25 protein-coding genes, 1 tRNA gene and 1 riboswitch are annotated in these 23,608 nt (G+C 50.0%); of the genes, 15 read left to right on the forward strand and 11 right to left on the reverse strand.

Annotated elements, in window-relative coordinates; translation table 11 throughout:
• Positions 1-5 precede the first annotated feature (5 nt).
• Positions 6-524, forward strand: coding sequence for an SEC-C metal-binding domain-containing protein (locus NQU17_12780; protein ID UUM13516.1), 519 nt, complete (start codon positions 6-8; stop codon positions 522-524).
• A gap of 7 nt (positions 525-531) precedes the next feature.
• Positions 532-990, forward strand: coding sequence for a 23S rRNA (pseudouridine(1915)-N(3))-methyltransferase RlmH (locus NQU17_12785; protein UUM11508.1), 459 nt, complete (start codon positions 532-534; stop codon positions 988-990).
• Between the two features lie 335 nt (positions 991-1,325).
• Here the strand turns inward: NQU17_12785 and NQU17_12790 are convergent, their stop codons facing one another.
• Positions 1,326-1,700: a 23S rRNA (pseudouridine(1915)-N(3))-methyltransferase RlmH gene (locus NQU17_12790; GenBank protein UUM11509.1), complete on the reverse strand. Its 375-nt coding sequence runs from the start codon at positions 1,698-1,700 to the stop codon at positions 1,326-1,328.
• Positions 1,701-1,840: 140 nt separating this feature from the next.
• On the opposite strand from NQU17_12790, the gene NQU17_12795 reads away from it, so the two are divergent.
• From NQU17_12795 to NQU17_12825, 7 genes are all read left to right on the forward strand, one after another.
• Positions 1,841-2,047, forward strand: a complete 207-nt coding sequence (locus NQU17_12795; protein ID UUM11510.1) for a hypothetical protein — start codon at positions 1,841-1,843, stop codon at positions 2,045-2,047.
• Positions 2,048-2,139: 92 nt separating this feature from the next.
• Positions 2,140-2,286 carry a hypothetical protein gene (locus tag NQU17_12800; protein UUM11511.1) on the forward strand — a complete coding sequence of 49 codons (147 nt, stop codon included), beginning with the start codon at positions 2,140-2,142 and terminating at the stop codon, positions 2,284-2,286.
• Between the two features lie 72 nt (positions 2,287-2,358).
• A riboswitch (Lysine riboswitch) is annotated at positions 2,359-2,526 on the forward strand.
• 74 nt (positions 2,527-2,600) lie between these two features.
• Entirely contained in the window at positions 2,601-3,509 is a 909-nt protein-coding gene (locus NQU17_12805; protein ID UUM11512.1) for a transporter substrate-binding domain-containing protein, read from the forward strand.
• Between the two features lie 11 nt (positions 3,510-3,520).
• Positions 3,521-4,255, forward strand: coding sequence for an amino acid ABC transporter permease (locus NQU17_12810; protein UUM11513.1), 735 nt, complete (start codon positions 3,521-3,523; stop codon positions 4,253-4,255).
• The gene (locus tag NQU17_12815; GenBank protein ID UUM13517.1) at positions 4,252-4,995 is read left to right on the forward strand and encodes an amino acid ABC transporter ATP-binding protein; all 744 of its coding nucleotides are present in this window, start codon (positions 4,252-4,254) and stop codon (positions 4,993-4,995) included. The genes NQU17_12810 and NQU17_12815 overlap by 4 nt, the downstream gene beginning before the upstream one ends.
• Positions 4,995-6,176 carry a M20 family metallopeptidase gene (locus NQU17_12820; GenBank protein ID UUM11514.1) on the forward strand — a complete coding sequence of 394 codons (1,182 nt, stop codon included), beginning with the start codon at positions 4,995-4,997 and terminating at the stop codon, positions 6,174-6,176. Before NQU17_12815 ends, NQU17_12820 begins: the two co-directional genes overlap by 1 nt.
• 326 nt (positions 6,177-6,502) lie before the next feature.
• Entirely contained in the window at positions 6,503-7,261 is a 759-nt protein-coding gene (locus NQU17_12825) for an MBL fold metallo-hydrolase (protein UUM11515.1), read from the forward strand.
• A gap of 161 nt (positions 7,262-7,422) precedes the next feature.
• On the opposite strand, the gene NQU17_12830 is transcribed toward NQU17_12825, so the two are convergent.
• The gene (locus NQU17_12830; protein ID UUM11516.1) at positions 7,423-7,890 is read right to left on the reverse strand and encodes a hypothetical protein; all 468 of its coding nucleotides are present in this window, start codon (positions 7,888-7,890) and stop codon (positions 7,423-7,425) included.
• 204 nt (positions 7,891-8,094) lie between these two features.
• Positions 8,095-8,442, reverse strand: a complete 348-nt coding sequence (locus tag NQU17_12835; protein ID UUM11517.1) for a helix-turn-helix transcriptional regulator — start codon at positions 8,440-8,442, stop codon at positions 8,095-8,097.
• Between the two features lie 144 nt (positions 8,443-8,586).
• On the opposite strand from NQU17_12835, the gene NQU17_12840 reads away from it, so the two are divergent.
• Together NQU17_12840 and NQU17_12845 are read left to right on the forward strand one after the other, a co-directional pair.
• Entirely contained in the window at positions 8,587-8,844 is a 258-nt protein-coding gene (locus NQU17_12840; protein ID UUM11518.1) for a helix-turn-helix domain-containing protein, read from the forward strand.
• Between the two features lie 103 nt (positions 8,845-8,947).
• The gene (locus NQU17_12845; GenBank protein ID UUM11519.1) at positions 8,948-10,942 is read left to right on the forward strand and encodes a fructose-1,6-bisphosphatase; all 1,995 of its coding nucleotides are present in this window, start codon (positions 8,948-8,950) and stop codon (positions 10,940-10,942) included.
• Positions 10,943-11,077: 135 nt separating this feature from the next.
• Here NQU17_12845 and NQU17_12850 read toward each other — a convergent pair whose 3' ends face one another.
• Complete coding sequence (locus NQU17_12850) at positions 11,078-12,058, reverse strand: DUF697 domain-containing protein (protein UUM11520.1); 981 nt, start codon at positions 12,056-12,058, stop codon at positions 11,078-11,080.
• Between the two features lie 486 nt (positions 12,059-12,544).
• Between NQU17_12850 and NQU17_12855 the strand changes: the two genes are divergently transcribed.
• Together NQU17_12855 and NQU17_12860 are read left to right on the forward strand one after the other, a co-directional pair.
• Positions 12,545-13,315 (forward strand): slipin family protein, encoded by a 771-nt coding sequence (locus tag NQU17_12855; GenBank protein ID UUM11521.1) that lies wholly within the window; start codon positions 12,545-12,547, stop codon positions 13,313-13,315.
• Positions 13,316-13,494: 179 nt separating this feature from the next.
• Positions 13,495-13,569 (forward strand) — tRNA-Thr (locus NQU17_12860).
• Positions 13,570-13,705: 136 nt separating this feature from the next.
• Here the strand turns inward: NQU17_12860 and NQU17_12865 are convergent.
• The 7 genes from NQU17_12865 to NQU17_12895 all read right to left on the reverse strand — a co-directional run bounded on the left by NQU17_12865 (position 13,706) and on the right by NQU17_12895 (position 21,416).
• A complete protein-coding gene (locus tag NQU17_12865) occupies positions 13,706-15,103 on the reverse strand; it encodes a purine/pyrimidine permease (GenBank protein UUM11522.1) in 1,398 nt (465 codons plus the stop codon).
• A 726-nt stretch (positions 15,104-15,829) separates the two neighbouring features.
• On the reverse strand, positions 15,830-16,462 hold the full coding sequence (locus tag NQU17_12870; protein ID UUM11523.1) for a hypothetical protein: 633 nt from the start codon (positions 16,460-16,462) through the stop codon (positions 15,830-15,832).
• Positions 16,446-17,300: an ATP-binding cassette domain-containing protein gene (locus NQU17_12875; GenBank protein UUM11524.1), complete on the reverse strand. Its 855-nt coding sequence runs from the start codon at positions 17,298-17,300 to the stop codon at positions 16,446-16,448. The genes NQU17_12870 and NQU17_12875 overlap by 17 nt, the downstream gene beginning before the upstream one ends.
• 1 nt (position 17,301) lies before the next feature.
• The gene (locus NQU17_12880; protein UUM11525.1) at positions 17,302-18,411 is read right to left on the reverse strand and encodes a hypothetical protein; all 1,110 of its coding nucleotides are present in this window, start codon (positions 18,409-18,411) and stop codon (positions 17,302-17,304) included.
• A gap of 874 nt (positions 18,412-19,285) precedes the next feature.
• A complete protein-coding gene (locus NQU17_12885) occupies positions 19,286-19,588 on the reverse strand; it encodes a hypothetical protein (protein UUM11526.1) in 303 nt (100 codons plus the stop codon).
• 400 nt (positions 19,589-19,988) lie between these two features.
• On the reverse strand, positions 19,989-20,324 hold the full coding sequence (locus tag NQU17_12890) for a hypothetical protein (protein ID UUM11527.1): 336 nt from the start codon (positions 20,322-20,324) through the stop codon (positions 19,989-19,991).
• 162 nt (positions 20,325-20,486) lie between these two features.
• On the reverse strand, positions 20,487-21,416 hold the full coding sequence (locus NQU17_12895; protein UUM11528.1) for a GNAT family N-acetyltransferase: 930 nt from the start codon (positions 21,414-21,416) through the stop codon (positions 20,487-20,489).
• A 323-nt stretch (positions 21,417-21,739) separates the two neighbouring features.
• On the opposite strand from NQU17_12895, the gene NQU17_12900 reads away from it, so the two are divergent.
• Together NQU17_12900 and argC are read left to right on the forward strand one after the other, a co-directional pair.
• Entirely contained in the window at positions 21,740-21,949 is a 210-nt protein-coding gene (locus NQU17_12900; protein UUM11529.1) for a hypothetical protein, read from the forward strand.
• 616 nt (positions 21,950-22,565) lie between these two features.
• The gene (gene argC / locus NQU17_12905) at positions 22,566-23,603 is read left to right on the forward strand and encodes an N-acetyl-gamma-glutamyl-phosphate reductase (protein UUM11530.1); all 1,038 of its coding nucleotides are present in this window, start codon (positions 22,566-22,568) and stop codon (positions 23,601-23,603) included.
• The last annotated feature ends 5 nt before the right edge of the window (positions 23,604-23,608 follow it).

Genomic DNA, 23,608 nt, shown 5'->3' on the forward strand with positions numbered 1-23,608 from the left:
AGGATATGAGCTTATATAAAGAGTGGACCGATCTGGTCGTTGAATATGTGAAAACGAAGGGGGAACAGGCCTTCTGGGAGGATTATTCCTCCGTGGAAGAGCGGATCTACCGCAACATCCTGGGCCGTCACGACCAGGCCATTGCCTTCAATATCAGTGAATTCGCCAAGGAAATGAATACCACGCCCCACTTTGTCATGGGCTTCCTTGATGGAATCAATGAATCCCTGAAACAGGCCCTTCCGGTGGAGGAACTGGATGAAAACAGCCAGGTTCAGCTCGACATCGATCTGGAAAAGCTGTATTTCAACATGCTCGATGCCAAAGCGGAGTACCTCTTCAAGCTGCCCCAGTGGGACGGCATTTTCTCCGATGAAAAGAGAAAAGAAATCCGCAGAGCCTACAACGAGACGAAAATCGTGCGTAATGACAGCAAAATCGGACGCAACGATCCCTGTCCGTGCGGCTCAGGCAAAAAATACAAAAAATGTCACGGGGCCAAAGCCAACGGCGAAGAGGCCTAGTTGACCGATGGAACTCCATCTGATCTGCCTTGGTACGCTGAAGGAAGATTATCTGAAGAAAGCCCAGGAGCAATTCCTGGGCTTTCTTTCGAAGAAACCGGGCATTGCCTCCTGCCGCCTCATCGAACTGAAGGAAGAAGCCCTGCCCGAAACGGCCTCCCCGCTGCAGATTGCTCAGGCCCTGCAGGCGGAAGCACAGCGGATCCGCGAGAAAATACCGCCCCGGGCCCGGCTGATTTGCCTGGATATCGATGGAAAACCGGCCAGTTCCCAGTTTTTTTCCGGACTGAAGCAGGATCTGGAAGCCTCCGGCCAGACCCATCTGGTTCTCTTAATCGGCGGTTCCCACGGCATCGATCCCTCACTCAAAGCCGAATCCCGTCACCGGATCTCCTTTTCCCGCCTGACCTATCCCCATCAGCTGTTCCGAATCGCCCTGCTGGATGCTCTCCATCGCTTCCTTTGATGGAATGAGCGGAACCTATGGCAATCAAGCGATTGAGCAATTAGTCCAAATACCAGGAACCCAGGCTCGCAACACGCCGGTTATGCAGTGAAACCCTGAAACCCGTAGCCCCAAAACCCATTCAGCCAGGATCACATCATAAAACAAAAGGGGAACGGATCGTCGGATGACGGTCCGTTCCTTTGCCTGCTGTTCGTCCTGCCTTCTTACCGACCGGGGAGATTACAGGTCACAGGTAGTTCGGGAGAGGCGGATAATCTGCATCCCCAGAGGCATGGCCCTGCATCATCCCGGATCTAGCCTGCGGTCAAAGCCATTTATGACGCAGGGAGGATCTATTTATGGTAGGGTTCCCCGCTGCTGATCTTGAATGCCCGGTAGATCTGTTCCAGGATCAGGATCGACTCGATGTCCGGGGACAGGGGCAGGGATACCAGCTGTACGTCGGGCGGGCTTCCTGCCGGCGGAGCGCCCAGAACCAGATGGAGTTCACTGGCGCTCTGAAGCTGACGGGCAAACAGCTCTGCCAGACCGGGGCTGTCAATGGACTTGCCTGCGGGGTGGAAATAGATGGCTTCCGGTGGGGCTGCTTCCGGTTTCCGGAACCGAACCGCGGCAATTCGGGACAGTCGTTTCATATATTCAGCCTGAGCGGAGCGGGTCAGCTCACTTTTTTTTGAATTGGTCTCATAGAGGTAGATTTTAATCACGGGCAGGTTCTCCCTATTTTGGTTTTTCTTCTCTTATATTATAATCGGAAGAAATGAAATGTGCAGAGGACCCTTCCGGTAAGATGCCACAGGGTCATTGCTGCACACGATGATTTTTTAGATGACTGGAGGAACCCCCAATGGATTCGAATCATTTTGCCATGTCCCAGGTGCAGGCGGTCCTGTCGGATTTCCACGAGGAACTGTATCAGCTGGAAGAAGAGTATCTCAAACGGTTTGGCGTTTACCCCACCATGCCGGATTTATCCGGAGAAACACTGGATTATTATGTGGAACGCATTCGGCAATGTCTGCTGCAGAATCAGATGATGGAAGATCTGGAATAAAATACAAAGATAGCAGGAGTTGAAAATGCGCGGCGCCACCGCGGTGCGAAGCGGGACTGCCGGTCGGAAAATGTATTGTGCCCGCAGGGAAAATGCAAAAAATAGAAAAAGACCGATTTTTCGGTTTTTTAAGGAAAATGCCAGATAATATTTTACAATTGCTTTTTGAAAACGAAACAGATTTAGAAATGAAGAAAAAAAGTCCCTGTCTGAGGCACTCAGGCAAAGAAAATGGATGAATAAATATGCAGTATTGATGAATTAACAGTTGACATTCCGACTGGCTGTGTTAAACTTGAAAAAAAAATAAGATGAAGTTTAGAGGTAGCGGTGCAAATTAGTATCTGGGGGAGCCGGCAGGCAATGAATCCAGGGAAAGGTAACCATCGCCGAACATAAGAGACAGGGCACTGGTCTTATGTGGGGTTGCAGGAAAGACCTGCAACACTCCTTTCGAATGAAAGGGCGCTAGATTTGATTTACGTAACAACGAGATCGTCTGGCACGGTCTCTTATTTTTTTTTAATAAATACAGTCCAAGGAGACGATGAACATGACAAAGAAAATCTCAGCACTTTTGATGACCGGCCTGATGCTGATCACCGGCTGTGCCACACCGGCACCTTCCACCACCGCCGCACCTTCCACGACTCAGGCACAGACCACCACCGCTTCCGGTACTCAGGGCCAGACAACTTCCGCCCCGGCAACGACCACGGCCCAGAAAGCCCCCCTGGTTGTCGGCATGGAAGCCAATTATGCCCCGTATAACTGGAATCAGCCGACGGATGCCAATGGCGCCGTCAAGATTGACGGAACGGCCGGCTATGCCGGAGGCTTTGATGTGGAAGTGGCCAAGGAACTGGCCGCAGTACTGGGACGGGATCTCGTCATCAAGCAGATTGCCTGGGAAGGATTAATCCCGGCGCTTCAGAACGGAGCGATTGATCTCATCATCGCCGGCATGAGCGAAACCCCGGAGCGTCTGGAATCCGTTGATTTCACCGATCCCTACTATGATTCCCGGTTCGTCATGCTGGTCAAGAAAGGCAGCCCCTATGAAAGCGCCACGGCTCTGGCTGATTTCTCCGGCGCCAAGATTGTCGGACAGAAGGGCACCAATTATGACCGGGTGATCCCGCAGATTCCAGAAGTTAAGCATGAGACTCCCCTGGGAACCGTTCCGCTTATCATCCACGCCATTGCCAGCGGCGTTGCCGACGGCACAGTTCTGGACAAGCCGGTCGGTATCTCTGTCACATTAGCCAATCCGGATCTGGCCATGGTGGAGTTTACACCCGAAAACGGCTTCCAGCCGCTCCCGGGAATCCCGACTGCCTGTTCCATCGCTCTGGCCAAGGGCAATGAAGAACTCAAGACTCAGATCAATGAGTACCTGGCTTCCTTTACCAATGACAAGCGCGACGCCCTGATGGAAACTGCCGTCAAGAATCAGCCATAAGGAGAATATAAATGGGACAAACAATCCAAAAGTTGTTTACCCAATACCAGAGCCTGTATCTGCAGGGCATCCAGACGACCCTCCTGGTTGCCCTCACCGGCACCATTTTTGGACTGGTATTGGGATTTGTCCTGTCTGGGATGCGGCTGATCCGCATCACAGACAAGGACCCGCTGGTGATCAGACTGATCAAGCGGCTGCTGCGCTTTTTCAGCGCTGCCTACATTGAATTCGTCCGGGGAACGCCCATGATGGTTCAGGGTGTGTTCCTCTACAACTATTTTTACAGGATCCTGCAGTGGACTCCAACCGTTGCGGCCGTTATCATCGTTTCATTCAACACCGCTGCCTACATGGCGGAGATCATCCGGTCCGGCATCCAGTCGGTGGATTCGGGGCAGCGGGAAGCCGCTCTGACCATCGGTATGTCGGAGAGCCAGGCCTTCCGCCTGATCATACTGCCCCAGGCCATCAAGAATGCGTTCCCCTCCATCGGCAATGAGTTTGTCGTCAATATCAAGGATACCTCTGTTCTGAACGTCATCGGACTGACGGAGCTGTTCTTCCAGGGGATGTCCGTCGCCGGCACAACCTATAAGTTTACGGAATCCATGATGATCATCGCCATCATCTACTTTGCCCTGACCTTCCTGGTCACCCGGGTTCTGATGCTGATTGAGAAGAGGCTCGATATGCCGGTTCAGGCATTGCAAAGCCAGACGGTGCCCATAGGAGAAGTGAAATAATGAACCAGATTGAACTGAAAAACATCCATAAATATTTTGACGGCCGGGAGATTATCAAAGGCGTCGATCTGACGGTGCAAAAGGGTGAGATCCTCACCTTCATCGGTCCATCCGGCGGCGGCAAGAGCACCCTGCTGCGCTGCATCAATCTGCTGGAGGACTACGAGGAAGGAGAAATCCTGTTCAACGGAACCAACATCAAGGACCGGTCCTTTTCCCTGGAGCATTACCGGCAGAAGGTCGGCATGATCTTTCAGCGGTTTAATCTCTTCGGCAACCTGAATGTCCTGGAAAATCTCAACATCGGACAGATCAAGGTCCTCGGGCGTACCCGCGAGGAAGCGACGGCCAAATCCCGGGAAATGCTCAAAAAAGTCGGCATGGCCGAATTTGAGCACCAGTCGGTGAAACGGCTCTCCGGCGGACAGATGCAGCGGGTAGCCATTGCCCGGGCTCTGGCCATGGATCCGGAAGTCATCCTGCTGGATGAGCCCACCAGTGCTCTGGATCCGCAGATGGTGGACGAAGTGCTGGCGGTCATCCGCGATCTGGCCCAGACCGGCATTACCTTAATCATCGTGACCCACGAAATGCGGTTTGCCAAAGACATCTCAGACCGCATCATATTCCTCAAGGATGGCATGCTGCGCGAGGAAGGTCCCCCGGAGAAGATCTTTACTTCCCCGGATTCCGAGGAAATGCAGCTGTTCCTGAAAAAATATCTGGAGGAGCGGATCTGATGAGCCGGACTCTGGATGACCATCTGACCCGGCAAGTGCTGCCGGATCTGATGCCGGATCTGATCCGGCTCTCCCGCTTTGTGTATGACCATCCGGAGCTGGGGCTGGAAGAAGTGGAATCCTCCCGGGCTCACATCGAGCTTCTTGAAAAATATGCCTTTACGGTGGAACAGCCGTTTAAGGGCCTGGCTACGGCATTTTGTGCCACCTTCGACACAGGCCGGCCGGGGCGAACCGTAGCCTTCCTTTCCGAGTACGATGCCCTGCCGGGACTTGGCCATGGCTGCGGCCACAATATCCTGGGAGCAGCAACCACCGGTTCAGGCATTGCCGCCTCCCGGCTCATCGAGCAGGGACGGATCCAGGTATTCGGCACGCCGGCCGAGGAGACCGTCGGTTCAAAAGTCACTCTGACCCGGGCCGGAGCATTTCAGCAGGTCGACGCAGCGCTGTGTACTCATCCCGACCGGGCCTGGTACCAGAGCGGAACGACCATGGCCATGGAATCCATCCGGTTTGTTTACCGGGGAAAGCCGGCCCATGCGGCCTCTCATCCCGAAGAAGGGATCAATGCCCTGGACAGCATCATCCTTCTGTTCAATTCCATTGCCCTGCTGCGCCAGCAGCTCCATGAAACCGTTCGAATTCACGGGATCATCACCAAGGGCGGGGAAGCGGCCAACATCATTCCGGATCATTGTGAGGCGGAGTTCTACGTCAGAGCCAGAACTCAGAATGAGCTGGAGGGAGTCTCGGCCAGAGTCCGCCAGGCGGCCCAGGGGGCAGCCCTGGCCACCGGAGCCGTCCTGTCCATGGAACAGTTTGAGGAACCCTATCAGGATCTGGTGACCAACCAGACGATGTCCGCCCGCTTCAACCAAATCATGGCTGATCAGGGCATTGTCATGGTATCGGATCCGTCCAATCCGGGATCCATGGACATGGGCGATGTGTCCCACGCGGTGCCCACGATCAATCCCTTCTTCGCCATTGATGAATCAGGCACCTGCAATACCCATACTCCGGAATTTCGCGATGCGACTTTAACCCCCTATGCCAATCAGTCCATGGAACGGATCATTCGGGGGCTGAGTCAGACCGCCCAGGCACTCATCGCTGAGGATGCCTTTTTTGAAGAAGTACACCGGGAGTTCCTCGCTGCCGGTTTCCAGAGGACCTGATTCCTGATTTCCTGCCCCTCAGCCAATCAGGGTCAGCCCCGCAGGATTTCCACCCCCACGTCTGCCGGTTGGTCCCTGGGGCGAGTGGAAGAAACCAAATACAAAAGACAAAAGCCGGGAAGCCCTCGCAGATAGAGCCTCCCGGCTGATTTTTCGTTGATATCAGATATTTCGGAAGGATCGTCCAGAGATGAGCCGATCCTTCGAACGTCCAGCATGCCGCTAAGACCACCAAACCATCGAAGCCACTGAAATGAGAAAACTATTGGGAAAACTGATATAATAAGCTGAATCTAAAAAACCAAAGACAAGCAGAAGGTGTAACGATGGATGTAAAAAATGTCGGTTCGCGAGGTACAATGGTAACTTATCAGGATCTGGTGGATACCGAATTTGGCTGTACAACCAATATATATGTAATCAAAGGCCGGGAAGGCAGCATCGTCATCGATACCTTCCTGGGAGAGCAGATCATGGCAGAGACCATGGTCACGCTGGAGCGGGACCCCAATTCGGTCTGGGCAGTCATTAACACCCACAGTGACTGGGATCATATCTGGGGCAATTCCCTGTTCCGAAACGCTCATGTCATCGCCCACGACAATTTCTCGGATCAGGTGGAATTCCCGGACAGTCCGGGCTTTCAGGAGCTGGAAAAATACGCCATGGGTGAAGTGGACATCAAACTCCCCGACATCACATTTGACTCCCGACTTCACCTGTCGGGCGAGGGGCTGGAACTGTTCCACTCGCCCGGTCATTCCGTTGATTCGATCACCATCTATGATGAGAAGGATCGGATTCTGATCGCCGGCGATAACTGCGAAAAACCAATTCCAAGCTACGTCAACCCGTTCCTTCTGGAGGAGCACCTGGCTTCTTTAAAGCAATACCTCACCTATGACTTTGAGGCGATCATTCCGGGTCATGGCGAGATGATGACTCGAACGGATCTCCTCACCAACATCCAGTACATTCAGGATCTGATCGAAGGGGACGAAAGCAAACTCAAAGCCTATGAGACAGGTCCCTGCAAGATGAATCATCTGACTAACCAGCTCTACATGGAAAGCCTGAAAGACTAAAAGCGGCGAAGGCCGCCAGCAGTCGGTCAGAACCGGCCATAACCGTTCAACCGTCGCTGCGCATTCGAACGGCAAGTCTCCCTTGAACTGAACATGACAATAATTCTTCTCCTAGGAAAACCGGAGGATCGAGCAATGGCTCGGATCCTCCGGTTTTCGGCTTATTGAATCTCGGGGTCACTGGTGTTCCAATAGGTGGAAAAGTCGGGATAGGGCTGACCTTCCACCGCTGCTTTCAGACAGTCGGCATAGTATTCCCAGCCGGCTTGAATCAGCGTGTACTTTTCCTCTGATTCCATGGGCTGAATCATGGTCAGCTGGGAGGAACCAGCGCTCGGTTCGGATATGCTGACCAGAATGAGCCAGGGCTCGGGCATTCCATTCAGCTGCAGGGTGTAGCCGCAGCCTTCGTTGACCTCCAGGATTCGGGCCGGTTCCGCCGGGGAACCCTTTTCCCGGTTCCAGATGATTTCAATTTCGTTTTCATCAACATATTGCCAGGGACCGATCCATTGGGAAGTCAGGTCAGACTGTGTCAGCCAATCCCACAGGGCGGCGGGGGGAATGGAAAAGGTACGGTCTACCCGAATGACGGGGACTTCTTCCTCATGGATCTCTCGAACTTTCATGGACATGGCTCCTCCTGTAGACGCAGCGGTCTGGTTCATATGATTCTACTATACCGTATCAGCGGGTTCAGGAAAAGGTGGAAGCCGGCGGGGCCAACCGGTGGAAATGGGAAAAGCTGCTTTCGGCTCTGGTCCGAAGGCAGCTTTTCCCTTGATTCATGGGCGATTAAAAAAGGGTCGTGATCTAATTTGCCGATGTCTGATTTACTTGATGTGCTGTTTGGCGTGAAGGCGAAGAAGCTGCTTTTTCGCCCGGATGAATTCCAGAAGGTCTTCCTGGTCTGCCGGTGGCCACAAGGCAACATCCAGAAGCAGATCGTGCAGTTCGGCTTCCACGCCGGTGAGGTAGTCCGGAGACTCCGGTTCCATTACCAGTGCCGGGGAAACCCCAAACGATTCCGTCAGCTTCATCAGAGTATCCACGGAGGGATTGGTCTTCTCGTTCAGAATATCGGAGATATAGGAGACGGACAGTCCAGTGGACTGGGCGATGTCCTTCAGCTTCATCTTCTTCAGTTGTTTCAGTTCTTTCAGTTTTCGTCCGACTTTCATCCATTTCGGGCAGGAATCATTCCACCGACGGTTTTTTGCTTCCCGGGGTACTGCCGTTCTCCTTTCCTGATATTCCGTAAAAAACGTATTGGATATATTATAGCAGAATTCCGTAATGAGCGTAATTTTGACTTTTTTCTCACGATGAATTTCGATATAATTGAAATTAATACAGAAAATTACGCTATAAGCGAAATAGAAGGTGATTGCTTGTTTGAAATCGGAGCCAATATCAAATCGATCCGTCAACACAAAAACATCTCGCAGCGCAAGCTGGCCGAACGGGCCGGAATTTCCAATACGTACTTGTCGGATATCGAGGTGGGACGGACGAATCCTTCGTTGAAAACTCTCGAAAAAATTGCTGCTGCCTTGGAAATGGAAATAAAAGAGCTGTTTTAACCGCCGATTCCGGCGGTTTTGTTTTGGCCAAATGATACCCGTAAAATGGTTTACAGAGTACAATAGGAGTAAGAATCCAAGTTGGATACAGAGGAGGCTCCCGATGTCAGAGCAAATGAACCTTTATGAAATTACGAAAACCAGGGATTTAGATTATCTGAAGCTGCTGTCCCGCCAGTTCCCCAATATCGCCACGGCGTCCACGGAAGTCATCAACCTGTCGGCGATTCTGAACCTGCCCAAGGGCACCGAGCATTTTATTTCGGATATCCATGGCGAGTGGGAATCCTTCAATCACGTCATGCGCAATGCCTCCGGCGTTATCCGCACCAAGATTGACGATATCTTCGGGAATACGCTGATGGCGCATGAGAAGAAAACACTGGCCACGCTGATCTACTATCCGGATGAAAAGCTCGAGGAAATTGAGAAAGACGGCCCCATGTCCAAGGACTGGTACCGGATCACTCTGTTCCGCCTGCTTCAGGTCTGCAAGCTGGTATCGACCAAATATACCCGGTCCAAGGTACGTAAAGCTCTCCCCAAGGATTTTGCCTATATCCTGGAAGAGCTGATCCATGAAAATGAAAACCGGCTGAACAAGGCGGAGTACTATAACGGCATCATCGATTCCATCATCGATCTGGATCGTGCCAAGGCCTTTATTGTGGCCATCTCTGAACTGATTCAGCGGCTGTCGGTAGACCGCCTCCATATCATGGGCGATATCTATGACCGCGGATCCGGTGCCGATCTGGTCATGGATTCCATGATGGATTACCATACCCTGGATATCACCTGGGGCAATCACGACATCCTCTGGATGGGCGCGGCGGCAGGCTCCGAGAGCTGCGTCGCCAATGTGGTGCGCATTCAGGCCAGATACGACAATCTCGATGTCCTGGAAGATTCCTACGGCATCAATCTGATGCCGCTGGCTCAGCTGGCCATGGATGTGTATGACGGTCAGAATCTGGCAAAGTTCATGCCCCGGGGAGATTCCATTGCGGAAAAGAGTCCCAAGGAGATTGAGCTCATTGCGAAGATGCATAAAGCCATTTCCATCATCCAATTCAAGGTGGAGGGGCAGCTGATTCTGGCCAATCCGGACTTCCATATGGAGGAACGGCTGCTGCTGGACAAGATTGACTTTGAACAGGGCACCGTCCGTCTGGCCGGTGGAGAGTATCCCTTGAATGATACGGATTTCCCCACGGTGGATCCATCGGATCCCTACCGGCTGACGGAAGAGGAAGAGTGGGCGATGAAGAAGATCACCCAGTCTTTCGTCAACTCCAACCGGCTGGATGAGCATGTTCGGTTCCTGTTTTCCAAGGGATCCATGTTCCTGACCTTCAACGGCAATCTGCTGTTCCATGGCTGCATGCCGCTCAATGAAGACGGCACGTTCATGGCGCTGAACATTGAGGGAACATCCTACCGCGGTCAGGCTGCCTTTGAGAAATTTGAGCAGATGGCCCGCATGGCGTATTTCTCGCGCAAGGAAGAGGACCGCGAACTGGGCCGCAACATCATGTGGTACCTGTGGTGCGGCGAAAAATCCCCGCTCTTCGGCAAGAAACGGATGACGACCTTCGAGCGGTACTTTGTCGATGACAAAACGACTCATGTGGAAGAAAAGAATCCCTACTTCGACCTGAGAGAACAGGAAGATGTTCTGCGTCACATTTTTGAAGACTTTGGCCTAAAGTATGAAACAGCCCATATCATCAACGGCCATGTGCCGGTCAAGGTGAAGAAGGGTGAGAGTCCGGTCAAGGCCAACGGTAAAGTGTTTGTCATTGACGGCGGGTTTGCCAAAGCCTATCAGAAGGAAACCGGCATCGCCGGCTACACCCTGATCTACAATTCCCAGGGGATGCATCTGGCCATGCACGAACCCTTTGAGAGCACCCAGGTGGCCATTTCCGAAGAAAAGGACATTCTGTCCACCATAACGATTGTCGAAAAAACAAGACTGCGCCAGCTCATTGCCGATACCGATATCGGAGCTGAGCTCAAAGGTCAGATCAATGATCTGTGTCAGCTGCTCGATGCTTACCGCAGCGGCCGGATCAAGGAAGCCATCACCAAGTAGGCAGATCGAAATTCCAGATTTCAATTTGAACAGAATTTGGATCAGCCCATTCACTCAACAGCTCGGCAGGCCCTGCAAATCGCAGGGCCTGCCGAGCTGTTTGGATTATCGCTTTGGAGCATGGCGAGAATCTTCTCAGGGAGCGGTGATGTCCGGAGCGGCCGGTTTGCGGCGGAACCGGTTCACCGTGACATTGGCGGCGGCATTTTTTGTGGCGGCCGCAAAGGACCGGACGATGAACAGCGTGTTCTCTTTCATGATCTCACCCAGCTTGGCTGTGGCCTCCAGGCTGGCACTGCGCCGCAGGCTTCCCCGGTCGGGCTCAGTGAGGGCTGACAGATAGCGCTGAGCGATGCAGCCGCAGCGCAAGGTCAGGAGGGCGTTGATGGATCCCTCCGTGACGGAGGAGACCACCAGAGTGGTGAGGGGCACTGCTCCGGGAATCAGGGTCATTACACTGCCTCCGATCAGGGAGGAGACGATGGGTTCAATCTGATCCTCAATCAGATCGGCGTCCTCCAGGCTGCGGGAAATCAGAACAGTGGCCGCAACATTGCCGTACAGAGTCAGGATCCGTTTCAGCGAAGGCCTGGCTTCATACATGTGCACGATTTTCCAGAGCAGCTTCACCAGGGATACGAGCACAAACAATCCGTCCAGCGAACCATTCTGAGAAATGGCAGTCGTGAGAAAAACATCGGTGGCTTCCTTCTTAATGAGGCGGTCTGATTCCTGATCCAGCAGTTCATAGGCATTCAGGAGCTCCCTTTCCTTATTGTCCCCGGGCAGCGCCAGACCAGAGGCGATGATCCGCTTATTGTTCTGCATCAGCTTATGAAGATCTTCCACGTACCGGAGGTACTCCGGGGAGGTTCGATCCTTTGGCAGCTCAGGCTGGACCCTGAAGCGCAGTATCGAGAGCAGGGGGTATACCAGAAGACCCAGGAACAGGGCAATGATCAGGATCGTCAGTCCACCCCCCAGCCAGGGGTGGATCGCCCAGCCCCAGTTGATCAGCTGCAGGCTCTGATTGATTGCGATCAGCATAAAAAAGACCAGAAAGCCGACCAGGGGCAGTACGACCCAGCGCTTAAGTTGATCCCTCCATTCATTCAATGACTTCACCTTCTTTCTGTCGATTCAAGTGCCGCAGCCTGCTGCTTTCAGCAGGCCAGCGTTTTTGAGGAATCGGTTTATCTGATGATATCACACAGAAATGAAGAGGAAGATAAGGTTTTTTTAACATCGTCGCCGAAAAGGATACCGCCGAAAAGGGTATCACCGAAAAAAGTATCACCGAAAAAGGTCAATGCTAAAAGAATCGGTGTCATTCATCCACTTCAAATCCTGGCGTGAATCCGTCCGATGATTCTGATACAATAATGGCAGACAGAGTGCAGCCGTCGCCTGCTGTCAGCTGGCGATGTCGCGTGTTTGCGCTGTCTGCATAGGGCAAGGGTCCTTTTATAGGCCATGGGTTCGAAACCCAGCGTAAACCCGCCTTCAGCATTCAGACCCCGGCAATCCTGCAGGGAGAACCTCCATTGCCCGGCTCTGCTGAGGGTGGGTTTATAATTACAGTTAAAAAAGGAGTACCAGGTTATGAGCGAAATTTTCTGGCAGATCGTTGCAATTGTGTTTCTTCTGCTCGCCGCCCTTGTGATCGGACTGCTCTGGCTCAGATATCGCCGGACCACAATCATTTTCGATTACCAGCGCGGACTTAAATACGTGAACGGCCAACCGCCGGAACTGCTTGAACCGGGCAGATACTCGTATTTTTCCTATAACACCCGTATCGAGTCTTTCGATATGAGATCGATTCTGATCCAGATCAGCGGACAGGATGTGCTGTGCCGGGACAAGGTCGGGATCAAGGTGAGTTTATCGGCCACGTATCAGATCGTGGATCCCAGGATCCTGATGGCGGGCTATGAAGATTACTATGACCATCTCTACCACCATCTTCAAATTGCTCTTCGGGATACTATGGCCACGATGGAGCTGGACGAAGCGCTGGACAACCGCAATTCAATTGCCCAGGCCATCAGCCTGGCCTTGAAGCCCGACTTCATGCCGGGGCTTAAGGTACTGACTGTTGAAATCAAGGATCTGATGCTCCCGGCCGATTTGAAGAAAGTCTATGCCGATGTCGTGAAGGCCCGCAAGGAAGGGCAGGCAGCCCTGGAACGGGCCCGCGGGGAAGCGGCAACCCTGAGAAACCTGGCGAACACGGCCCGCATGATGGAAAAGAATCCCGAACTCCTGAAACTGCGCCTGATCCAGACCATGGAATCGACCCAGGGAAATACCTACCACGTTGCCCTCGACTCGAAACCCTCCGAAGCGGTCGGTACATCAGAAGCAGAGTAATCGAAAGCCCTCCTTCAGCGATGCGAAGGAGGGCTTTCGAATCTCTTCGGGCAAATTGTCCAGAGAGTCCGTGAATGATTTCGCTGGAACCGGAGAAAATCAAAAAAAATGAATTACCTCTTTGCAATCTGCCTTAAAAATGATAGACTATAATTTGTAACGCGATAAAAAGCGAACAGGCTGGTGTGGCTCAATGGTAGAGCAGCGGTATCGTAAACCGCAGGTTGGGGGTTCGATTCCCTTCACCAGCTCCAGTGAATCGAATTGGCGGCTGGATGGCCGCCAATTTTTGTTTGTTGCAGAACCGGATTCATTTTACAGAATCTGACATATAAAACGAAAAGTGCACCCTGAGCGGGTGCACTTTTCGTTTTCATCAGATTTCCGGCGTTAAACCGTTTCTTCTCTGGTCTCCATAGCCTCATCATCAATGGCAAAGGCCTCCGGAATGGGAACCAGATCTTCTTCCGGTTCGCGGTCTTCTGCTCCTGCCGGGAACAGGATATTCAGAGTAAAGGCCACCAGGAAGCAGACCACGATGGGTGAGCCGCCCATGATGTCACGGACCAGCTGGGGGAAGAACTGAAGGGATTTTGGCTGCATGTACAGTCCCATGCCGACGGCCAGCGCGATGCCGACAATCATTTTGTTGCGGTAGGTCATGGGCTGTTCGGTGATCAGCTGAATACCGGACATGGTAATGGCAGCAAAGACGGTAATGGTTGCTCCGCCAAGAACCGGGTAAGGAATGGTCGTCATGACGGCTCCGAATTTGGGAATAAAGCCGGCGATCAGGATGACGGCAGCCACGACGGTGAAGACTTTCTTGGCAACGACTTTCGTTGTCACAATCAGACCGACATTCTGGCTGTAGGGGTCGGTCGGCAGGCCGCCCATGATGGCACCGATGATGCCCATGAGACCCTGGCCCTTGATTCCTCCGCCCAGCTCAGAATCCTTCGCCTGGCGGCCGAAGCCGCCGATGGTGGTTGAGGAGACGTCTCCGATGGTCTGAACGGCCTGGACGATGTACATCAGGATCATCAGGACGATGGCCCCGGGATTGAACTCAAGACCCCATTTCATGATGGAGGGAACAGCAAACCAGGAAGCAGAACCGATCTTGCCAAAGTTAATGCCAAGAAGGAATACAGATACGACATAGCCGCTGAGAATACCGATCAGCATACCGGAGATCCGGATATAGCCTTTGCCCCGTAGGTTGCAGGTCAAAGTCACAATCAAGGTGATGACTGCAACCAGCCAGTATTTGGGGAGTCCGAAGTCTTCCGCCTGGACTGACCCGCCGGCAATATAGTTGATGGCGGTTCCGTAAAGTGACAGCCCAATGGCGAGAACGACGGTACCGCTGACGATGGGCGGGAAGAACTTACGGATTTTTCCAATAAACAAACCGATCAGGATCGATGCCAGTCCTCCAAAGATCTGGGCTCCGAAGATCGCTTCGATTCCCCAGGTCTTGCCAATGGTCAGAAGCACCGGAACATAAGCGAAGGCAACACCCATGACATTGGGCAGACCCATTCCGAATCCAAAGACTGGATACAGTTGAAGAAATGTGGTGAGGCCACCGATGATCATGGCTGCCTGAGTCAGGAGGATTTTATCTGCTTCCGGCAATCCGATGGCATTGGCAATAATAATAGGAGGAGTAATATTTCCGATCAGCATGGCCAGCACATGCTGAAGAGCCTGCGGGAACGCCTGACCCAGGGTTGGGTTCCCATTGAGACGGAAGAGTTCATTGTTGAGAGATCGTTGACTCATGAAGACTACCTCACTTTTTCTGTCGGTTCTACATACCGTTATTTATCATAATAAGAACTTTAGAGCATACATTGTATAAAATCAATAAACTCAAACGATTTAATTTTCAAGTTTATAACTTTGAGGATTAAGGCGGGGATTTTTTGTAAACCTTTTGATCAACCATTTCAGAAACTGAATTAATTTGTGAAATTAATAATAAGTTTAAAATTATCATTTTGATAAAAACGTTCCATTTTACGATGGGTAATTAGAAAGAAGTATAACTGTTTTTCTGGATGAATGATAATGAAAGTAAGGTTTCGATACGAAAGCGGCACATAAAGTTCTTTAAATCTGTTTTATTATAAAAATGGTGCCGCCCTGTTATTTCCGTTATTATCGGTTCGACGCGGGATTCATCATCATAATTCATCCGGTTGACTCACTCTTCGAAAATTATAATAAATAAAGAATTAAAATGGATGGATAATATTTTAAGCAGTTCTTTTGGATCAAAGAAAACCATCAAATTCTAGGGGTATCTGAAGGTGATCAGACAGGAACAGGAACTGCGAAATACACAGGTCAGACCATACATGGTTTCTTTATAGAATAAAACACCACCTGATTACTCAACGAATGGAGAAGTCAGGTGGTGTTGGATGGCATGCGAGACGTCGACTTCGCTCGAAGGCTGATTTTCAAGCAGGGTGCAGCGGTATTTCGATCCAGGAAGTTCGTCACTTACCAGCGTTTGGGAAGAAATCGATTTACGAGCGTCAGGGCGAGCAGATACATACTGAGGATGAGCAGCAGCAGCGGGTTCCATTCCAGGTATCCGCTGGGATACAGCATGACGGGACGGGTATAGAGAAGGAAAGGAACGTTGCCAATGATGTGAATCGAAAGGATCCCCATCACCAGGAAAATACCAGCGACAAGATCTTTGGTGTATTTGAGTCCGGTAATTCCGATGACGATAAATACGATTTGCTGCAACAGCGCTTGAAGAAACACCGGATACGAAACCAGAGACTGCCGCCGGGTAATCACAAGCAGTGCCGTCAGGGAACAGATCAGATAAAAGCCTGAAAAGAAAATCAGGACCTCCACCTTTGTTCGATGATGCTGGGGATGAAAGGTCTGGATCAGCTCTCCGGTCTGAGCATCATAAAACTTGTTTGCGACATAAAGAACGGACAGTGAAACGATCAGGGGGGCAATCAGCTGGTAGACCATAATAACATATCGTTTGGATTCGCGGGACGCCTGATTGGGCGACAGAGCAGCCATGATGGCGAACAGCAGGATGGGAAGAAGCCAAAGTCCCCGCAGTTCTTTGAACTCAAACCGTACCTGCTTAATAAACCGATTCATTCACGGCCTCATTCCGGACTGCGTCAAAATAGACATCCTGAATGGTGGGATGAATTCGACGCCACTCGTTCTTCAGTTCCTTCGGTCGGTTTTGGAACAGGACGCGTTGACTGGTTGATCCGCTGATGGGATCGGTATCCTGAGTGATGACCCAGTGGGGGGCTTCGATGGACATGCCCCGGGGGATGTGGAATAATCGAGGGACAATGGACTCTTTCAAGGCAAGAGCAGATCCACTATGGGCGATTTGTCCGCGGTTCATCACTGCAATGACATCAGCGGTGTCCTCAATATCTTCCACGATATGAGTTGAGACAATAACAGGGGTGTTTTCTGAAATGGACTTGATCAATCCGGTAAAGGATACTCGCTCCAGGGGGTCAAGCCCCGCTGTGGGTTCATCGACAATAATTAGTTCCGGTTTCCCAATAAGTGCAAAGGCAATGCCCAGGCGACGCAGCATCCCTCCGGAAAGGGTTTTGATCAGTCGATCCTTTTCTTCTTCTAAATTCACCTGCTCCAGCAGATGGGACCAATTCAGATTTCGATGCTCATCCTTCATGATCGCCGCATACTGGACCCCTTCCTTCACGGTCAGATTCCCGAAAAAATTGAATTTCTGGGGTAGGTACCCGATTCTCAACGTTGAGATCGGCTGATCCTGAAAAGTAATGGTACCTTCATATTCCACCAGGGAGGTGATGCACTTCATTAAGGTAGTCTTTCCTGCACCATTTGGTCCCAGCAGACCCAGCAAACCTTTCTCGAATTGAAAGGACAGATTCCGGACGGCTGCTTTATCTTTATATTTCTTAGTCAGTGAATCAATTTTTAGCATGTTAGCTTTCTCCTATGATCCGGTGAACGGTCTCAAGACTGATCATACCTTGGTGGATGCTGCTGATCAGTTCGCGAACGATGCGCTCTCGCTCAGACACCGATTTTTTGAAATAGGGCATTAATTCTTTTTCTGTTTCCATCACATATTCCTGATCCTCAATTGTTACATTCAATCCTCTAATCATATAAAACACCACATCCTGAACATCAATGGGCTGGCGCCTGAGCGCGAAACTTCCATTAATCAAGCTGTATAGGATCATTTCTTCGCTCTGATCTTTGACAAGTGCGGAAACCTTGACGGTTCCAAAGTCTTCGAATCCGATTAGATGATTGTAAGAAGTGCTGAGCCATAAACCGTGTAGAAATTTATAGTCTGTTCCAGACTGAGACAATCCATATTTAGCTGCCACCGCCTGAAATTTTTCATTTGCTTGTTGAACCTGAGAGGTCAGTAAGTCGATCTCAGTGGGAGTAATCGAGGCGACATAGGCAGTAGTGGCATCGAGCTGATGAAGATTGCCATAATAGAGACTGACCCCCATATTTGATTTCCCTCGGAATACGCCATCGGAAGAACGATCCAGGCTGGAAAAAATCTCTTTCCCGGATTTGGTCTGCAGTGTCAGCTCATAATCGATGGGATTCGTATTATAGGCCGCGCTGAAATTGATCGAATAGCCATCATAAATAAAAGCAGCTGGCTGAATTCTGGCCAGGGGAAGCCAGTTGAAGAATGCCGGAAACGCAGCGGCCTTGTAATTTCCCGGGAAATAAGGAGAATTAAGCCCATCATATTTCAGGGTAATTTTTTTAACCTCCCTCTCTTTCAGAGAAAGCGGAATGCTGAACACCTCTCCATCCTGGTGAAATGGAATCGACATAGAATCGGCCAGGACTTCGCGAATGCGGAAGCCGTGATACAGCGAACCATTGATCGCAGTGGTGTCGGATACAGCAGTCAATGTCATATCCACTACAAAGGCGGCCTGACGGGATAACTCGACGTTTATATTCATATGATTGATTTCGTAGGTAATGGGGTAGAGCTCAGGGTTTGGCAGCGGAGCCATACTGTAATACTTGAAATCATAAATGTTCTCTGCCAACGGATCCCCGTTTGAACCCATGGGGCGTCTCAGCCAGGCCGGCTGGGACCATTGCCATGCGGAAAAGATCACGGAAGCCAGAAGGAGCAGAGTGACTGGCAGAAATTTCTTGCTTTTGATTCTTGCAGTAATGATAAGCGTGAGCAACAGGAGCAGTGATAACAGAATCGTTAAGAATTTAAAGAGCCGAGTAACTTCGGTATCGAACCCATACAGGGGATTTTGAGCAATGTTTACACTGTAGGGTCCCAGATTGAGCCATGAGAACAAGCTGACATAGGGTAATACAATCTTGCTCACCGGAGAAACCGTAAAGGACAGGAACAGGAGAGCAAGATATTTGATCCGGTGTTGAATTAAATAACCAATCAGGTATCCGATCACAGCACAGGTAATATTGTTGATGAAGATATAGATCAGATGCAGGCTGAATATTTCGTTGAAGAGCCAGGGCGGGATATGCCCGGAAAGCCTCATCACAAGACTGATTCCGGTTAAAAGAAAAAAATGAATGAGATTGACCAGGACAATCGTGAGAAAGGAAGCGAAAATATAGCGATACATCCGGGTGCCCAGACTTGCCATTGCATCACGATAATCCTCACTGGTCATGCGGAAGGCAAAATTTGCGCCATACACCATGTTTAACAGGAAACTGACCTGAAGAAACAATGTGATTCCATGAGCCGAAAGCGGCTCTGTGTACATAATATAAGTATAAAACAGCAATTCAAGCCCTAGAAATACGTAGATCCACCTTGTCCGGTTTAACTCTTTTAAATGAATAAATGTCATAAGAATCTCCATAGTAAATGAAATATATCGACGAATCAGAATTTTGCCTGATTCGTCGATTTAAGTTTATTTTAATATGCTAATCAGGGTCACTCATGGATCCCCATCCATATGCTCCTCCCAATGGACCGGCAGGATTTAGAACAAAATAATGACCTGCTGAAGTACTAATAGGACCAATATTGAAATCGAAGGATTTGCCGATGTACATTCTTCGCTCGAAAATAACCGGTTTTAACAGAGAATCTTCCCGCAACTCGTAATAAAGATCGTTATCGCTCGTTCCGTAATTTTGACCGCTGATTCGTAAATCACCCTTATCGGCATGCTGAATTGAGCCGGAAGTTTTTCCCCAGCTGTCAGGGTAAATTGTCAGTGTCAATCGATCTCCGACTGAAGCTAGTACTGGAACAGACAGGCTGAATGCGACAATAGTTGCCGCGAGCTTACATTTTAATTTCAAATTTTACACCTCATAATTATATTTGCAGCTGCTAGTTACAGATTACACCTTGATAATATTAAGTCAATATACATCTAGTTACTAATAAGTAAACCAACAATTGGTTAAGATATAATTGTTTAAAATCTAAAATTTAATCTTGATACGCACCAGCATGTTTTCGGATTGAGCAATCAGACCGCCGCTGTTAGTATCAAAAAATATTTTTCCGGCCTCTCTGCGCATACCGCATCACCCCAAAAAGAATAGCTGAACTCGTGGCATGTGAACCACATGAATTCAGCTATCCTGTCTGAGTAATATTGCTTAGGTGTTTTGGCTATTTGCCAGCTTCGACTTTCACCGTCTCCACGAAGTCTTTGCTCTTAAAGTCAGCAAAAACAAAGGAAAAGTCCTTGTACTTAAATTTGAGGCATGAGTTAAAGAGGAACGAGCTTGTTTTCAGATCACTGACCTCTCTCAGCGGGATCGTCAGAATCAAGTCACCGACACGTGATTTAAAATCCGCATCGTGTACAGTCAGATTGTTGCCCTTTACACTCAGAACACAAAGTCCATGGGATCCATCGGGAAGGTATTTTGCGTCTGCGAACACTGTTGCCCTTCGCTCATCAAATAGTTCACTGTGCTTTTCCAGCCACTTTTCTCGTTTCATTCGGTCACCTCTTCATCCGTATGATGTTGGATCAGTGCCCCCAGGGGAAAGCAGTTTCCTCAAATCCGGAGACAAGGATCATTTGATTCAATGTCAGTTAAGAACCTGTTCAATAATATATTCTTCACGGAGTTAATTCTTGTTTTGACACACAAAGCAGCTTCACAGCCGGTAATAGTCCATTGTGGAAGTTGATTCAAAGCCGCAGGACTGATACAGAGAAAGCGCACGATCGTTATCGGCATCCACCTGCAGCATGATTGCCGGCGCACCCAGGGATCGCATCCGGGACACCGCCAGACTCAGGATCGCCCGGCCATATCCGAGGCTGCGATACTCAGGCAGCACCCCAAGACCGTAGATCCCCCAAAAGTCACTCCCCCTCTGAATGTGGACTTTTCCCACCGGAATTTGATCCAGTTCAGCAATGTAGATGGTCATTCCGCGCAGTTCTTCTTCCTCAGGAATCAGGACGATGTCTCCATGATCCGTCACATCGCTGTCCGAGTCGATCGGGTCAGACCCAAAGTCAAAATAGATTTTGTTCTGCCGTTGAATTTCCGGGATATCGAAGCGGTCTGCCTGTCTCAAACGGATGGGTGTTTGAAAAGCAGAATCCGGAAAGTCCGGCCGCAGAAACATCTCATGCTCACAGTGATCACGAACTGCTCCCGTGGTTGCCAGGAACGCTCTTCCGCCCGGCGAATGCCGGTCACACAGCAGCAGGACTCCTCCGGGTTTCTGGCAGGCTGACTCGGAACACATCAAGCGGTAGAGCGTCTTGAATATACCCTTGCGGCGCCACGCCGGATGAACCATGCCCGTGACCTCCCAGTCCTGTCCTCCAAAAGTTGAAATCCCTAGGTATCCGATGATTTCATCGCCAATCTCATACATCAGCTCACGGATCGGACCCATGTCAATCGGATCTGACTTCATCTGTGCATCCGCCAGCTTATACTCCAGTTCGAGCTTCAGCGCGATGGGTTCAAAGTCTGTACAGATTCGCTCCAGTTCCTGGATTCGCCGGAAATCCGTCTCATCAATGAGGCTCTTGAGGATTATCCTGGGTGTTGCTTTTGTTTGATTCACTGTCGATCACCACCTGGTTTGATTTGAATTCGTGAAGAAACCTTTTAAACTGGCATCACTCCACAAAAGGATTACGCTGGTTTGATCATAACACGGAAAAAAACCTTGCAACAATAGATCTTTGACGGATGAACCATACCCATTTCAGCCTCATGGTGGTTAGTTATACAGATTCACAGCATGAGGAATAAGATCCATAATTTTGTAAACATTATGGATCTATTCTCAGGATAACTTCTATCTATGATAAGCTGTCCTTAATGGAAAGCATTAACACAAAGCTCCGCATTCTTCTCAGGACATAGAAAGAGGGGATCTGAATAATGACAGAAGAAGAGGCATATAAGAAGAAACAAAAAACAAGAAGAATTGCCAATGAAACTTTCAATTTTTTACTTGGCGGATTCTTCCTATTCCGAGGGCTGTATTTCATTTTGTCTGAATCCCGCTTTGTGGGCCGAGGTGTTTTGCTTTTGATATTCGCGGCGATTCTCATGGTTCTTCATCGTCCCAGTGGCTGGTTGAAAGAGTAATAGCAAGCAATCTAATTTGAAACTATTTTTGGCACGGTGCAATATAACAATGAAACCTACATAAATTGTCAAATTTCGTACTGCCATCATAACTCGTTCATTGAACCAGAGCGGCCAACAGAAAGTAATTCCCAAAGTGAAAAAAGCTGAAGTCTTGTCGTACATACGATCAAGGCTTCAGCTTTTTTGATGTTTGCTTGACGCAGAAGAGGGGTCAAGAAATCGCAATGGATCCAGCCCCTTGGATCAGGGCTTAAGGCTCAGCTTTCTTTTAGACTACAGTTAGGGTCTGATCAGTGAATGTCGGTATGCATAATTATGCAAGTAATAAATATAATCATCCAGGACGATAAATTTTTAGAAGTATCATTATAAAGCATTGAATTCCAATGGTTAGATGGAATAAATCGGTACATGGAGTAATTTGATCCGGTTTGTTGAAAAATATGAGCTTCGATCAAGTAAACGATTGATTTTACTGAATTATCAAGGATTCCGTAAGTGCCCCAAATAAAAAAACGGCGATTGAAATTTTTTATAAAAATACAATTGACTTTATAAATATACAACCTATAATTGCAACTAAGTAATTTTTTATTTGACAGGAGTGAAGACAATGAATGTATCCCTGGTCGGGGCAACGGGCTACGGCGGCGTGGAACTGATCCGCCTGTTGCACCAGCATCCCGTATTTAAACTCAATGCCATTTATTCGCATTCAAAGGGCGGGGAAAGCATTCAAAGTTATTTTCCTCATCTGCTTGGGCTGTGTGAACTGATCATGGATGATATTGATCCGGCCGCGGTAAAAGCGAAATCCGATCTGGTCTTTCTGGCTGTTCCGGCTGGCATTTCCCGAGATTGGTCAAAAAAACTGAGAGAAGCGGGTTTGAAAGTTGTGGATCTGTCGGGGGATTTTCGACTGGAAGATCCGGATGAATATGAAACGTGGTACAAGAAGGACGCAATAGCCCCGGAAGAACTGGAGGGCGTGGTCTTCGGCCTGGCCGATGTGGCGGCTGAAGCCATCAAAACGGCGGAATTCATTTCCAATCCCGGCTGTTATCCGACCGCATCGCTGCTGGGCCTATATCCCCTGGCCATCAACGGTCTCATCCTTCCCGGCAGCATCATCATCGATGCCAAGTCCGGTGTTTCCGGTGCAGGGCGGGGTGCTTCCGTTGGCTCGCTGTTCTGTGAGGTGGCGGACAATCTGAAAATATATAAAGTCAGTCAGCACCAGCATACCCCGGAGATCGAACAGCAGCTCAACAAGTGGGATCCCGCCATCGGCCTGATCACATTTGAGACCCATCTGATCCCCATGAACCGGGGGATCATGGTCACAGAATATGTCGAACTGGTGTCTCCCATGACAGCCCGGGAGCTCCATGATCTTTACAGCGAAACCTATCAGAATGCTCCCTTTGTCCGGGTCCGCCCGCTGGGCGAGTTCCCATCCACCAAGGAGGTTCAGGGTTCGAATTACTGCGACATCGGCGTAACAGTCAATCCGCGGACCGGAAAAGCGCTCATCGTGGCGGTATTGGACAATCTGGTCAAGGGCGCAGCCGGACAGGCGGTCCAAAATGCCAATATCTGGACAGGACAGGATCCGGCCACCGGGCTGGAACTTGTGCCCATGTACCCATAAGATAG

The sequence above is a fragment of the Clostridiaceae bacterium HFYG-1003 genome, assembly GCA_024579835.1.
Lineage (GTDB): Bacteria > Bacillota > Clostridia > Clostridiales > Clostridiaceae > JG1575.

What these genes read in the sequence shown, in the direction of transcription:
- NQU17_12780 (UUM13516.1), top strand. Translation starts at nt 6, where the DNA reads ATGAGCTTATATAAAGAGTGGACCGATCTGGTCGTTGAATATGTGAAA.
- NQU17_12785 (UUM11508.1), top strand. Translation starts at nt 532, where the DNA reads ATGGAACTCCATCTGATCTGCCTTGGTACGCTGAAGGAAGATTATCTG.
- NQU17_12795 (UUM11510.1), top strand. Translation starts at nt 1,841, where the DNA reads ATGGATTCGAATCATTTTGCCATGTCCCAGGTGCAGGCGGTCCTGTCG.
- NQU17_12800 (UUM11511.1), top strand. Translation starts at nt 2,140, where the DNA reads ATGCAAAAAATAGAAAAAGACCGATTTTTCGGTTTTTTAAGGAAAATG.
- NQU17_12805 (UUM11512.1), top strand. Translation starts at nt 2,601, where the DNA reads ATGACAAAGAAAATCTCAGCACTTTTGATGACCGGCCTGATGCTGATC.
- NQU17_12810 (UUM11513.1), top strand. Translation starts at nt 3,521, where the DNA reads ATGGGACAAACAATCCAAAAGTTGTTTACCCAATACCAGAGCCTGTAT.
- NQU17_12820 (UUM11514.1), top strand. Translation starts at nt 4,995, where the DNA reads ATGAGCCGGACTCTGGATGACCATCTGACCCGGCAAGTGCTGCCGGAT.
- NQU17_12825 (UUM11515.1), top strand. Translation starts at nt 6,503, where the DNA reads ATGGATGTAAAAAATGTCGGTTCGCGAGGTACAATGGTAACTTATCAG.
- NQU17_12830 (UUM11516.1), bottom strand. Translation starts at nt 7,890, where the DNA reads ATGAAAGTTCGAGAGATCCATGAGGAAGAAGTCCCCGTCATTCGGGTA.
- NQU17_12835 (UUM11517.1), bottom strand. Translation starts at nt 8,442, where the DNA reads ATGAAAGTCGGACGAAAACTGAAAGAACTGAAACAACTGAAGAAGATG.
- NQU17_12840 (UUM11518.1), top strand. Translation starts at nt 8,587, where the DNA reads ATGAATTTCGATATAATTGAAATTAATACAGAAAATTACGCTATAAGC.
- NQU17_12845 (UUM11519.1), top strand. Translation starts at nt 8,948, where the DNA reads ATGTCAGAGCAAATGAACCTTTATGAAATTACGAAAACCAGGGATTTA.
- NQU17_12855 (UUM11521.1), top strand. Translation starts at nt 12,545, where the DNA reads ATGAGCGAAATTTTCTGGCAGATCGTTGCAATTGTGTTTCTTCTGCTC.
- NQU17_12865 (UUM11522.1), bottom strand. Translation starts at nt 15,103, where the DNA reads ATGAGTCAACGATCTCTCAACAATGAACTCTTCCGTCTCAATGGGAAC.
- NQU17_12870 (UUM11523.1), bottom strand. Translation starts at nt 16,462, where the DNA reads ATGAATCGGTTTATTAAGCAGGTACGGTTTGAGTTCAAAGAACTGCGG.
- NQU17_12875 (UUM11524.1), bottom strand. Translation starts at nt 17,300, where the DNA reads ATGCTAAAAATTGATTCACTGACTAAGAAATATAAAGATAAAGCAGCC.
- NQU17_12890 (UUM11527.1), bottom strand. Translation starts at nt 20,324, where the DNA reads ATGAAACGAGAAAAGTGGCTGGAAAAGCACAGTGAACTATTTGATGAG.
- NQU17_12900 (UUM11529.1), top strand. Translation starts at nt 21,740, where the DNA reads ATGACAGAAGAAGAGGCATATAAGAAGAAACAAAAAACAAGAAGAATT.
- argC (UUM11530.1), top strand. Translation starts at nt 22,566, where the DNA reads ATGAATGTATCCCTGGTCGGGGCAACGGGCTACGGCGGCGTGGAACTG.